Consider the following 11,431-nt stretch of genomic DNA (forward strand, 5'->3'; position numbering starts at 1 on the left):
TGAAATGGAATGGTTGGCTGACCCCTCGATATGGATGGGCCTTGCAACCCTGGTCGTGCTGGAGATCGTTCTCGGCATCGACAACCTGGTGTTCATTGCGATCCTTGCCGACAAGCTGCCGCCGCACCAGCGCGACCGCGCGCGGGTGATCGGCCTGGCGCTGGCACTGCTGATGCGGCTGGTGCTGCTGGCGGCGCTGGCCTGGATCATGAAGTTGACCGAGCCGCTGGTGACCTTGTTCGACCGCAGCTTCTCCGGGCGCGACCTGATCCTGCTGGGCGGTGGCCTGTTCCTGCTGTTCAAGGGCACCATGGAACTGCACGAACGGCTGGAAGGCCGCGCGCATCACGAGGATGGCAAGAAGGTCTATGCCAGCTTCGCGATGGTGGTGGCACAGATCGTGGTGCTCGACGCGGTGTTCTCGCTGGACTCGGTGATCACCGCCGTCGGCATGGTCGACAACCTGGGCGTGATGTATGCGGCCGTGACCATCGCCATGGCGCTGATGCTGCTGGCCAGCAAGCCGCTGACCCGCTTCGTCAACAAGCATCCCACCGTGGTGGTGCTGTGCCTGGGCTTCCTGCTGATGATCGGCTTCAGCCTGGTGGCTGAAGGCCTGGGCTACAAGATCCCGAAGGGCTACCTGTACGCAGCGATCGCTTTCTCGATCCTGGTCGAGGCGTTCAACCAGTGGGTGCGTTTCAACCGTGAGCGCAACGAGCGCCGCCAGCCGTTCCGCCAGCGCACCGCCGATGCCGTGCTGAGGATGCTGGGCGCGCGTCCAGCGAACGGCAACGACGACGAAGGCGTGGACGAGCAGGTGGACGCCGACGAGCGCCTGCAGCCGGCGGAGCACGAAATGATCCGCAGCGTGCTGGGCCTGGCCGATCGTCCGGTGTCGAGCGTGATGACTGTGCGTGCCGACGTGCAATGGATCGACCTGGCGCGTGGTCAGGAGGATGTGGTGGCGCGCCTGGTGGCCTCGCCGCATACGCGCCTGCTGGTCGGCGACGGTGACCTGGACAGCCTGCGTGGCGTGGTGCAGAGCCGGGACGTGCTGGCCGACCTGCTGCAGGGCAAGCCACTGCAGCTGGAGGGCAACCTGCGCGAACCGCAGTACGTTCTGTCCACTGCCAGTGCGCTGCAGGCGCTGGAACTGATCCGCCAGCATCCGGTGCCGCTGGCGGTGGCGGTGGACGAGTACGGCAGCGTGGAGGGCCTGGTGACCGCCAACGACCTGCTGGCGGCGATTGCCGGTGACCTGGTCGATACCCAGGACGAGCGCTATGGCGTGGTGGCGCAGGGCGAGGATCAATGGGAGGCCGATGGTGCGCTGACCCTGGACGACCTGCAGCGTTTGGCGGGCGTGTCGCTGCCCCGCAGTGCCGACTACATGACCATCTCGGGTCTGGTGCTGGAGCAGCTGGGCCGCCTGCCGGACGTCGGCGACGCGGTGGAGGTGGCCGGCGTGCGCATCACCGTGCTGGCAATGGAGAAGCGCCGTATCGCCCGCCTGCGGGTGGAGCGCCTCGACGGAATGGCCTGACCGCCTGTTGTTGTAGAGCCGGGCCCATGCCCGGCTGCGTGTCGAGAAGCCGAGCATGGGCGCGGCTCTACACAACACGACCCGCAGCCGTCACCATGGCGGGCCCGCTTTCTGTCATGGATGGTTGCAGTGCTGAGTACGATCGGTTTGTTGATGGGCCTGTATGTGGCCTGGCGCCTGTTCTGGCCGCTGCGCATGCCCATCGGGTTGAAGGTCGTGCTCTCGCTGCTGGTGGTGGCCATGGCCGTGCAGCTGCGCATCGTGGCCACCTTCTGGGGCACGATGGCATCACCGGAAATCCCGAGGATGGCCATCGCCGTCCTGGCCACCGGCTCCACGGCGGTGCTGCTGCTGGCGTTGCTGATGCTGGTGCTGGATGTGGGCCTGCTGCTTTCGCGCCTGCTGCGTTGGCCGTGCATCGTATCGGCCCTGCGCGCCTCGAAGCTGCGGCCGTTGGCTGGCCTGCTGGCGCTGCTTGTGAGTGGCTATGGCGTCAGCCAGGGCATGGCCGTGCCCCAGCCCAGGCAGATCGACGTGGCGATCAAGGATCTGCCTGCTGCGTTCGACGGCTATCGCGTGCTGCAGCTGACCGACATCCACGCCAGCCGCCTGCTGACCGGCGACTGGGTGCGCAGGGTGGTGGACGAGAGCAACGCGCTGAAGCCGGACCTGATCGTGATCACTGGCGACCTGATCGACGGCAGCGTCGAGGCCCGCCGTGACGACGCGCGCCCGTTGGCCGATCTGCAGGCGCCGGACGGCGTCATTGCCATCACCGGCAACCATGAGTACTACGCGCAGTATCAGCAATGGATGCAGGCGTTCCGCGCGCTGCGCATGCAGGTGCTTGAGAACAGCCACCTGCAGGTGCGGCGCGGCGACGCGGCGCTGACCATCGCCGGTGTCACCGATCCGGTGGCCGCACGCTACGGCCTGCCGCTGCCGGATCTGGACGCTGCACTGGCCGGTGCCGATCCCTCTGCACCGGTGATCCTGCTTGACCACCGCCCGCGCAATGCGCGCGAGGCGGCGGCGCGCGGGGTAAAGCTGCAATTGTCCGGGCATACCCACGGCGGGCAGATCATCGGCATGGACCAGCTGGTGAAGCGGGCCAATGGTGGCTTTGTCTCCGGCCGCTACGACGTGGAGGGGATGACGCTGTACGTGGGCAACGGCGCGGGCCTCTGGGCCGGTTTCCCGGCGCGCATCGGCGTGCCTTCGGAGATCACCCTGATCACGCTGCGCCGCGCGCCTTGACCTGATGTGGGGTCAGATCCCTTTGCCTTTGGCAAAGGGATCTGACCCCGGCCCGTCAGGCCGCCCGCAGCGGCGGCCGCGCATGCGCACTTCGACGCAGGGCCTGCGCCCGCTTGGCGATCCAGCGCACCACGAAGGCGGTGAACAGCAGCGCCGACGGCACCGCATACCAGAAGTTGCCGGGCACGCGCTTGAAGTACGAGTAGGTGAACACCGCCGCGATGATCCACATGCCGGTGACGTGCAGGCGACGCCAGGCGGTGGGTCCCATGCGCCGGGCGAGCCCCCGGTGCGAGGTGATGGCCAGCGCCAGGATGGCGATGTAGCCCACCGTGCCCGGGAGGTTGGCCAGCGCGGAGCGTGCTGGCCAGAACGCCGGGTTGAGGATGCCGAAACTGGTGATGGCGACTGCGTGCAGCAGGTGCGAGAACGCGAAGGACAGACCGATGATGCGCCGTTCACGCAGCAGGAACCGGGTGAACGGGCCGGGCAGCAGGGTGGCGAAGGAGGATGCCGTGAATGCCGCCAGGAACAGCAGGAACGATGTGCGGGCGGTGAGCCGGATCGCCGCGCGGCTCCCTTCGGCTGCATCGGGATACAGGGCGAAGGCGGTCAGTGCGAACGCGATCAGGACCACGGCGATGGCTACGAACAGGCGCCAGCCGTGCAGGAAGGAAATGTTGGAAGCAGCCATGATGAGACCTCGAAGTAGGGGGCGGGTAGTGCCGGCCGCTTGCCGGTCAATGAACGGGTAGTGCCGGCCGCTGGCCGGCAACCTCAGAAAGCAGGCAATGCAACCAGCACCCCCGCCGTGCACAGCTCGCCAAGAACGGGCACGCAGGCAGCACGCAATGCGTCCGTTGCCACGTCATGTGTTTCGGACAGCGCCTGCAGTGCCTCATCCACACGCGCGCCGTCGTCACCGAAGACCGAAAGCAGCGCGTAGGCCAGCGGTGACGGTTGCTCGACCTTCAGGCTGAAATCGGCGCGGCGCTGGATCACCAGCAGCGTGGGAGCTGCGCCCAGCACCGGTTCCAGCCCCTCGTCTTCATGCACCGGCCACCGGTACCCAAGCACCCGCACCAGCGGCGAAACCGCCAGCACATCACTGTCCTCGGGTACGCGCTGCAGCAGACACCCAGCGCCACGCGCTTCAATGTGCAGCGACTGCTGCGTGCTCTCGTAGTGCGCCAGTTCCGCCGCCCAGCCCGGCAGTGCCAGCGTGTCCTGTACTGCCAGCCAGGCCGCGAACTCGCCGGCGATCCGCGGGAACAACGGGGTCTGGCAGGCGTGGTGGGCGTAGTAGTGCGCCACGGTGTCGCGCCAGCGCGACGTGCCCAACTGCTGTTGCAGTCGCGGCAGGCTGCCGGCCAGCAGGGTGTCCAGGCTGTCGATGCACAGGCGGCGGTATACCGCCAGCCTGCGCGCCTCCACGCCATCGGGTGCGGTCTTTGCAGGGTCCCGCACATGATCGGCCCAGCGCCGTTGCAGGGTAGCCAGCGGCTCAGCCATGGGCCACCTCCGGCCAACGTGCCTCAGCCTGTGCCTGGCGGATCTGCGCGACCTCGGCCAGCAACCCGGCCAGCGGCGGGAAGTTGAAGTCGCGCTCGAGCAGCGTGGGACGCACGCCCACCCGCATGTAGGCCTCGCGCAACAGCGCCCAGACCACGCCTTTCACCGGCGCACCATGGGTATCGATCTTGAAGCCGTCGTCTTCATCGAAGTGGCCCGCTACGTGCAGCGAGGCGACACGGTGGGACGGCACGTGGGCCAGGAATTCGAAGGCGTCGTAACCGTTGTTGCAGGCATTGACGAAGACGTTGTTGACGTCCAGCAGCAGGTCGCAGTCGGCTTCGGCGAGCACGGCGTTGATGAAGTCGATCTCGCTCATGTCCGCGCCGGCAACGGCGTAGTAGGAAATGTTCTCCACGGCGATGCGCCGGCCCAGCATGTCCTGCACCTGGGCGATACGGCCGGCGACATGGTGAACGGCCTCGGCGGTGAACGGCAGTGGCAGCAGGTCGTAGACATGGCCACCGGCGGCGCAGTAGCTCAGGTGTTCGCTGTACAGCTGCACCTGGTGCAGGTCGAGGAAGGCACGGGTCTGTGCCAGCAGGGTGCGGTCCAGCGGATCAGGACCGCCAAGCGACAGCGACAGGCCGTGGCAGGTCAAGGGGTGGCGCTCGCTGAGTTGGCGCAGCGCGTTGCCGTGTGCACCGCCGACGCCGATCCAGTTGTCGGGGGAGACTTCGAGGAAGTCGATGGCACCGGCCGGCATGGCCAGCAGTTCGTCGATCAGGCCACGGCGCAGGCCAAGACCGGCGGCATGGGTGGGCAGGGGCAGGGACATGGCGGATGCTCCACAGAGAGCGCCGCCTTGAAGGCGGCGCCGGGTGAACGTCGATCAATCGGCAACGCGGGAGAACAGGCCCTTCGGCATCGGCTTGCCGTTGGCGGTGTAGACGCTGCGCAGGTAGTCGTGCGCTTCCTGCTCGCTGATGTAACCGTCGTGGTCGGTGTCGATGCGGTCGAACTCGGCGGCACGCTTGGCGGCCACAGCGTTGAATTCGGCACGCGAGACCTTGCCGTCGTGGTCGCGATCAGTGCGGGCAAACGAGGCGTCGCCGCACTTGCCTTCGCCACACTGGCCCTCGGCCACCTTGGCCTTGCCGGCGGGCTTGCCGGTGGTGGCCTTGTTGGCCCCGCACTTGCCTTCACCGCACTTGCCTTCGGCGGCGGCGCTCATGGCCACCGCGCTGATCGCCAGCGGCTGGATCGCCGCGGCCTGGCCGGCCAGCAGCAGGCCACCGGCCAGGGCGATGCCGATGGCACCGATGCGCGGCAGGCGGGAGGAAGAGGTGTTCTTGGTCGAGATGGACATGGTGGTGACTCCTTGGGAAAGCACGCGGGGCGTGCGGGATGGACGCCGCCGAAGAGGCGACGGAAAGCGAAACGCGCGGGAACAGGGGAGTCGGCTCAGGCGGCGCGGCGACGGCGCAGCAGATGGCCCAGCACCAGCACACCGCCGAGCAGGGCACCGCCGAAGCCGATGCCGGGCAACAGCGCGGCAACCGGCAGCAGCAGGGCGATCAGGCTGACGCCCCAACCCAGGCCGTCATTGCGTGCCGTGGCACGGCCGGACCCGGCCAGCAGCCGGTCCACGCTGAGTGCGCCACCGCCGTTGAGGATCAGTGGCAGCAGCATGGCCAGGAACAGCAACGGCAGCTTGAAGTTGCCGTAGCCCTGGTCGGTGATCGCATAGCCCTGCCAGAGTTCACCCAGGCCGTTCCATTGGTCGGGCCAGTGCACGGCGGCGATGGCAACGATGGTGAGTACCCAGAAGACGTAGGCCACCGAGCGCGTGGCCAGGCCGAGCAGCAGCATCACCGCACCCACCAGTTCCAGCCACGTGGCCAGCTGCCAGTTCAGCGACGCGGGCAGTGTGGAGAACGGGAACGGGAAGCGGCCTTCCAGGTCGGCGAACCAGTTCTGGCCGCCCAGCTTCTCGCGGCCGGATTCAAAGAACTCCCAGGCCAGCAGGGTGCGCAGCGCCAACGGCGAGAGCCAGCGGCCGACGGCGTCCAGGCGGGGCGTATACACGGAAGAAGCGGTGCTGATCATGGTGGTGTCCTGCGGGCCAGTGGTCGATGGAAGCCATTCCAGGCGGCGCAGGTATCGGCAACGTGTGCCGTTGCCCGGGGTTTTGTCAGCGACTGTGGCCGCGGCCGGGGTTTCGTACAGTCAGATACAAAGACGATGCGCGGATGCGCATCGGGGCGTTGCGCGCCCGCGTGCGGGCAGCGATATCCACCCGAAAGCGCCCGGCCAGGACCGGCGCGCGAATGTATCCCACTGTAGAAACCCGCCTGCGCCCTACAGTCCGGTACAACTCCGCGCTGCGGAGAAACAGCGCCGATACACCGGCAGGCGGAAATGGCCACTCCCAACTCCGGAGTGCCCCCATGATCCGTACCTGCTTGCTGGCCGCCGCTCTCGCCCTTGCCGCCGCCGCCCCTGCCTTCGCTGCCCGGGCCGATACCGCTGCACCGCCCACCGTCATCCTGGTGCACGGCGCGTTCGCTGATGGCTCCAGCTGGAGCAAGGTCATCAGCACCCTGCATGACTGGAAGCTGCCGGCGGTGGCCGTCCAGAATCCGCTCACCTCGTTGGCCGACGACGTCGCCGCCACCCGTCGTGCGATTGCCGCTGCGCCTGGCAAGGTGGTGCTGGTCGGCCACAGCTGGGGTGGCACGGTCATCACCGAAGCGGGCAATGACCCGAAGGTGCAGGCGCTGGTGTAGGTGGCGGCGTTCGCACCGGATGCAGGGCAATCATCGGCGCAACAGGGCGAAGGCTTCCCGGTCGGTCCGGGCCTGACCCGCCTGCAGGAAAGGGACGGCTACCTGACGTTGCCGGCTGACGCTGTCGCCCAGGACTTCGCGCCGGACGTGATGAAGAAGTCGGCCGCACTGCTGTACAGCACGCAGGTCCCGTTGAAGGCCAGCGCGCTGGGCGAAGTAGTGAACGTTGCGGCGTGGCGCAGCAAGCCGAGCTGGTACGTGCTCAGCCGTGACGATCGCATGCTGTCGCCGCAGCTGCAGGCCGCCACCGCAAAGCGCATTGGCGCGCAGCTGCAATCGATCGGCAGCAGCCATGTGTCGCTGCTTTCGCATCCGGCGCAGGTGGCCGACAGTATCCTGGAAGCGGCGGGGGTGAAGCCGGCGGAACTGCCACTGGCCGAGCAGGGGGGCTGAGCGATGGCCGGCCTGCGTGCGTACGTGCTGCCGTTGCTGATGGGCGTGCCGGGTGGGGCTGCGCTGTTGATGGCCTGGCCCAGCCCGGAGGCCGATGCGCAGCCGGCACAGGCCGTTCCCGCCGCCGGGTTCGACGGTGGCGGGCCCTGGCACAACAGCCCGCCGCTCACACTGGAGCAGTTGCGGGGGAAGGTGGTGCTGGTCGAGTTCTGGACCTACACCTGCAGCAACTGCCTCAACGTGGCGCCGTATGTCCACCAGTGGCATGCGCGCTACGCGTCGCAGGGCCTGAGGGTGATCGGCGTGGATACGCCGGAGTTCGCCTATGAAGGGCTGCCTGGCAACGTGCGCAAGGCCATCGCACGGTTGGACATCGCCTGGCCGGTGGTGCAGGACAACCAGTACCGGATCTGGAACGCCTGGGGCAACCGCTTCTGGCCCGCACTGTACCTGCTCGACCGGCAGGGGCGGGTGGTCTACCGCCATTACGGCGAGGGCGACTACGCACGTACCGAAAGCGAGATCCAGCGCCTGCTGGCCAACCCCTGAGCCGCGCTACCATGGCCGCACCGCGCGGCCTTGACCTTCGTCCTCATCGAGAACGCAATGAACCACGTACCGCACATCCTGGTCGTCGACGATGACAGCGAGATCCGCCAGATGCTGGCCGATTACCTGCAACGCAACGGCCTGCGCGTGAGCCAGGCCGACGGTGGCCGGGCCATGCGCGCGCTGATGGATACCCATGCCGTGGATCTGGTCGTGCTGGACGTGATGATGCCGGGCGAGGACGGACTGAGCCTGTGCCGCAACCTGCGCGCCGGCAAGCATCGTGCGGTGCCGGTGGTGCTGCTGACCGCCCGCGACGACGAAACCGACCGCATCATCGGCCTGGAAATGGGCGCTGATGACTACGTGACCAAGCCCTTCTCTTCGCGCGAACTGCTGGCACGCATCAATGCGGTGATCCGCCGCACCCGGATGTTGCCGCCGAACCTGCAGGTGAGCGAAGCCGGTCGCCAGCTGGCCTTCGGCGAGTGGCGCCTGGACACCACCGCACGCCATCTGCTGGATGCACAGGACACCGCGTATCCACTCAGTGGCGCCGAATTCCGCCTGTTGCGCGTATTCCTCGATCACGCCAATCGGGTGCTCAGCCGCGACCAGCTGCTCAGCCTCACGCAGGGCCGCGATGCCGAACTGTTTGACCGCTCGATCGACCTGCTGGTCAGCCGCGTGCGGCAGCGCCTGGGTGACGACGCACGCGAGCCGACCTACATCAAGACCGTGCGCAGCGAAGGCTATGTGTTCAGCGTGCCGGTGCAGTTGCTGGGGCCGGACGAATGAACGCCACCGCACGCCGCCCACGCTGGCCGCGCACGCTGTCGGCGCGGCTGCTGCTGGTGCTGCTGGGCGGACTGGCGCTGGCCCACGCACTGTCCTTCGGCCTGCTGTTCTTCGAACGCTACCAGTCCACCCGCAGCATGATGCTGCGCAACCTGGACGAAGACGTGGCCGTGAGTGTCGCGCTGCTGGAGCACCTGCCCGCGGACCAGCGCGATGCCTGGGTGCCGCGGCTGGAGCGGCGCACCTACCGTTACCTGCTGCGCCCGGCCGCGGCCGGACCGGGGCTGCAGACCGATCGTGCACGCCAGGTCACGGCGATCATCGATGACAGCCTGCAGCACCGCTATCCGTTGCAGGCGCGCCAGGTGGCTCGCCTGCCGGAGCGGTTCGAGGTGGAACTGCGCCTGCACGACGGCACTCCCTTGACCATTGAAGTCACCCCGTCGGGCCTGCCGCTGGCGCGCTGGCTGCCCGCCGTGCTGCTGGTGCAGCTGGCGCTGCTGCTGGTGTGCGCGTGGCTGGCGGTGCGCCTGGCCATGCGCCCGCTGCAGCAGTTGTCGCATGCGGTGGAGCATCTGCAGCCGGGCAAGGACGGGCCTGCACTGCCTGAAGATGGCCCGGCGGAAGTAGGCGGCGCAGCAGCCGCACTCAACGCACTGCAGGCACGCATTCGTGGCCATGTCAGTGAACGCCTGCAGATCCTGGCCGCGATCTCGCATGACCTGCAGACCCCCATCACGCGCATGAAGCTCCGGGTGGAGACCCTGCCTGAAGACAGCACCCAGCAGCGGCTGCTGGCCGACCTCGATCACCTTGGGCAACTGGTGCGCGAGGGTGTGGCCTATGCGCGCAGCAGCCACGTCGCCAGTGGCGCGCCGGTGTCGATGGACCTGGGCGCGTTCCTGGCCAGTGTGGTCGGCGATTACGAGGACATGGGCAAGCCGGTCAGTGGCGGTGCGCCCGCTGGACTGGTCGTGCAGACCTGGCCGCAGCTGCTGCGACGGGTGGTCGGCAATCTGGTCGACAATGCACTCCGCTACGCCGGCGCTGCCGAGATCGAGGCCGGCCGTGACGAGGCCGGAAGGGTATGGATCGGAATTTCCGACCGTGGCCCGGGCATCCCCGAGGACCAGCTGCAGGCAGTGCTGGCGCCGTTCCATCGGCTGGAAAGCTCGCGCAATCGCGATACCGGTGGCACTGGCCTGGGACTGGCCATCGCGGTGCAACTGGCGCAGTCGCTGGGCGGCTCGCTGCGGTTGCGCAACCGCGAGGGTGGCGGGCTGAGGGCTGAGCTGCGGCTGCCGGGGTAACGGGCGGGGTCGGATCCCCTTGCGGGAGCGAAGGGCTCTGACCCCGATGTGGGATCTGTGACGTTCCTGCACGGCCTTGGGATCGGCGATCATCTGCAGGGAGTGTCGAAACCAGGAAGCACGCAATGCAGGGAACGCAGCATTCAATCCAGCGCCCGCGCCACGTCGCGCTGCTGGTCGGTCTGCTCGCGCTGGCGGCCTGCCAGCGCACATCGGACGCACCGACCGACGCACCCGCAGCGGGCACACCGCCTGCCGCCCCGGCCACCGCAACAGATCTCTCTCCGCTGCTCGACGCCTTGCCGACCTGCGCGCTGGACGGCTGGTACATCGATCAGCAGACCGGGCGCCCGGCCCATCCCTGGTTGGCGGCGAACGCGCCGAAGCCCTGCAAGGAAGACGTGGAGAACGAGATCGCCACGTTCTGCGTGCAGGGGCAGTGGAAGGGGCTGCCGGTGGAAGAGGTGATCCTGCCGACGATGACATTCGTTTCGTTCCGTGGGGTCAGGATCGGCCTGCCGCTGGAGAAGGCACGTCCCATCGTCCGCCAGCGTTTCGGCCAGGACTTCCCGGGTGGTGCGGCTTACGAGGAGGGCCGCGAGCCGAAGCTGATGGCCGATCCCGAAGATGCGCAGCGTTCGTGGCTGCTGTGCAGCACCCCGGAACTGGGCCACGACGTGGACAGCGAGGGAAGCATCAGCTATTCCGGCATGAACCTGCCCTACGACCACGACGGTTGCAGTTACCGCTACAGCCCGGTCGACTTCTGCGATGCGCGGCACCGCGCAGCCATCGAAGATGCCCTCCAGCATCAGAAACCCAATTTCAACCGGCACTACCTGCTGGTACAGGTCGATGATCGTCCGGAGTATTTCCAGCGCACGCTGGTGCTGGTCGATACCCGCACGGGCAGGGCGACGCCACTGCCGTTCGATGCCTTCACCGGGCCGGCGGGAAAGGGCGGTGATGCTACCGGCTACGGGACACTGGAGACGGGCGTGGACCGGCAGCAGTTCTGCCTCGATGGCGCGTTGCTGGTCTACCGCGTGTTCGAGGAAGGGCGCTTCTGCTTCGGTTTTGACGGTGAGCGCTTCACCGGCCATGAAACCCAGTACATGCAGGCAGCGGATGGCCGATGACCGGTATTTCACCCGGGCCATGACATCCTGCCCCGAACCTGCGCAACCGGGACCGAGGCTGTTGAAGGCGAACACGCA

Annotated in this window: 11 protein-coding genes and 1 pseudogene; 7 read left to right on the top strand and 5 right to left on the bottom strand. The window is 67.6% G+C overall.

Annotated elements, in window-relative coordinates; all coding sequences use genetic code 11:
- Window positions 1–4: 4 nt before the first annotated feature.
- Window positions 5–1,546, top strand: coding sequence for a TerC family protein (locus AC5P7A_RS03945; RefSeq protein ID WP_227863618.1), 1,542 nt, complete (start codon window positions 5–7; stop codon window positions 1,544–1,546).
- Window positions 1,547–1,666: 120 nt separating this feature from the next.
- Window positions 1,667–2,803 (top strand): metallophosphoesterase, encoded by a 1,137-nt coding sequence (locus tag AC5P7A_RS03950; RefSeq protein ID WP_495219905.1) that lies wholly within the window; start codon window positions 1,667–1,669, stop codon window positions 2,801–2,803.
- A gap of 55 nt (window positions 2,804–2,858) precedes the next feature.
- Here AC5P7A_RS03950 and AC5P7A_RS03955 read toward each other — a convergent pair whose 3' ends face one another.
- From AC5P7A_RS03955 to AC5P7A_RS03975, 5 genes are all read right to left on the bottom strand, one after another.
- Window positions 2,859–3,497: a ferric reductase-like transmembrane domain-containing protein gene (locus tag AC5P7A_RS03955; protein WP_014646319.1), complete on the bottom strand. Its 639-nt coding sequence runs from the start codon at window positions 3,495–3,497 to the stop codon at window positions 2,859–2,861.
- An 83-nt stretch (window positions 3,498–3,580) separates the two neighbouring features.
- Window positions 3,581–4,315, bottom strand: a complete 735-nt coding sequence (locus AC5P7A_RS03960; RefSeq protein ID WP_111205843.1) for an HvfC family RiPP maturation protein — start codon at window positions 4,313–4,315, stop codon at window positions 3,581–3,583.
- A complete protein-coding gene (locus AC5P7A_RS03965; RefSeq protein WP_046429440.1) occupies window positions 4,308–5,153 on the bottom strand; it encodes an HvfB family MNIO-type RiPP peptide maturase in 846 nt (281 codons plus the stop codon). Before AC5P7A_RS03965 ends, AC5P7A_RS03960 begins: the two co-directional genes overlap by 8 nt.
- A 54-nt stretch (window positions 5,154–5,207) precedes the next feature.
- A complete protein-coding gene (locus AC5P7A_RS03970; protein ID WP_014646322.1) occupies window positions 5,208–5,684 on the bottom strand; it encodes an HvfA family oxazolone/thioamide-modified RiPP metallophore in 477 nt (158 codons plus the stop codon).
- A 95-nt stretch (window positions 5,685–5,779) separates the two neighbouring features.
- A complete protein-coding gene (locus tag AC5P7A_RS03975; RefSeq protein WP_014646323.1) occupies window positions 5,780–6,424 on the bottom strand; it encodes an HvfX family Cu-binding RiPP maturation protein in 645 nt (214 codons plus the stop codon).
- Window positions 6,425–6,765: 341 nt separating this feature from the next.
- On the opposite strand from AC5P7A_RS03975, the pseudogene AC5P7A_RS03980 reads away from it, so the two are divergent.
- The 5 genes and pseudogenes from AC5P7A_RS03980 to AC5P7A_RS04000 all read left to right on the top strand — a co-directional run bounded on the left by AC5P7A_RS03980 (window position 6,766) and on the right by AC5P7A_RS04000 (window position 11,353).
- Window positions 6,766–7,557: pseudogene (locus AC5P7A_RS03980) on the top strand (alpha/beta fold hydrolase).
- Between the two features lie 3 nt (window positions 7,558–7,560).
- Window positions 7,561–8,106 carry a redoxin family protein gene (locus tag AC5P7A_RS03985; RefSeq protein WP_495219906.1) on the top strand — a complete coding sequence of 182 codons (546 nt, stop codon included), beginning with the start codon at window positions 7,561–7,563 and terminating at the stop codon, window positions 8,104–8,106.
- 57 nt (window positions 8,107–8,163) lie between these two features.
- Complete coding sequence (locus AC5P7A_RS03990; RefSeq protein WP_032960784.1) at window positions 8,164–8,904, top strand: response regulator; 741 nt, start codon at window positions 8,164–8,166, stop codon at window positions 8,902–8,904.
- Window positions 8,901–10,214: a sensor histidine kinase gene (locus AC5P7A_RS03995; RefSeq protein ID WP_197621325.1), complete on the top strand. Its 1,314-nt coding sequence runs from the start codon at window positions 8,901–8,903 to the stop codon at window positions 10,212–10,214. Before AC5P7A_RS03990 ends, AC5P7A_RS03995 begins: the two co-directional genes overlap by 4 nt.
- Window positions 10,215–10,339: 125 nt before the next feature.
- Window positions 10,340–11,353 carry a hypothetical protein gene (locus tag AC5P7A_RS04000; protein ID WP_495219907.1) on the top strand — a complete coding sequence of 338 codons (1,014 nt, stop codon included), beginning with the start codon at window positions 10,340–10,342 and terminating at the stop codon, window positions 11,351–11,353.
- The last annotated feature ends 78 nt before the right edge of the window (window positions 11,354–11,431 follow it).

It is taken from the genome of Stenotrophomonas sp. YJH_SMC_65 (assembly GCF_059369475.1).

What these genes read in the sequence shown, in the direction of transcription:
- AC5P7A_RS03945 (WP_227863618.1), top strand. Translation starts at nt 5, where the DNA reads ATGGAATGGTTGGCTGACCCCTCGATATGGATGGGCCTTGCAACCCTG.
- AC5P7A_RS03955 (WP_014646319.1), bottom strand. Translation starts at nt 3,497, where the DNA reads ATGGCTGCTTCCAACATTTCCTTCCTGCACGGCTGGCGCCTGTTCGTA.
- AC5P7A_RS04000 (WP_495219907.1), top strand. Translation starts at nt 10,340, where the DNA reads ATGCAGGGAACGCAGCATTCAATCCAGCGCCCGCGCCACGTCGCGCTG.
- AC5P7A_RS03975 (WP_014646323.1), bottom strand. Translation starts at nt 6,424, where the DNA reads ATGATCAGCACCGCTTCTTCCGTGTATACGCCCCGCCTGGACGCCGTC.
- AC5P7A_RS03965 (WP_046429440.1), bottom strand. Translation starts at nt 5,153, where the DNA reads ATGTCCCTGCCCCTGCCCACCCATGCCGCCGGTCTTGGCCTGCGCCGT.
- AC5P7A_RS03995 (WP_197621325.1), top strand. Translation starts at nt 8,901, where the DNA reads ATGAACGCCACCGCACGCCGCCCACGCTGGCCGCGCACGCTGTCGGCG.
- AC5P7A_RS03950 (WP_495219905.1), top strand. Translation starts at nt 1,667, where the DNA reads ATGGTTGCAGTGCTGAGTACGATCGGTTTGTTGATGGGCCTGTATGTG.
- AC5P7A_RS03970 (WP_014646322.1), bottom strand. Translation starts at nt 5,684, where the DNA reads ATGTCCATCTCGACCAAGAACACCTCTTCCTCCCGCCTGCCGCGCATC.
- AC5P7A_RS03985 (WP_495219906.1), top strand. Translation starts at nt 7,561, where the DNA reads ATGGCCGGCCTGCGTGCGTACGTGCTGCCGTTGCTGATGGGCGTGCCG.
- AC5P7A_RS03960 (WP_111205843.1), bottom strand. Translation starts at nt 4,315, where the DNA reads ATGGCTGAGCCGCTGGCTACCCTGCAACGGCGCTGGGCCGATCATGTG.
- AC5P7A_RS03990 (WP_032960784.1), top strand. Translation starts at nt 8,164, where the DNA reads ATGAACCACGTACCGCACATCCTGGTCGTCGACGATGACAGCGAGATC.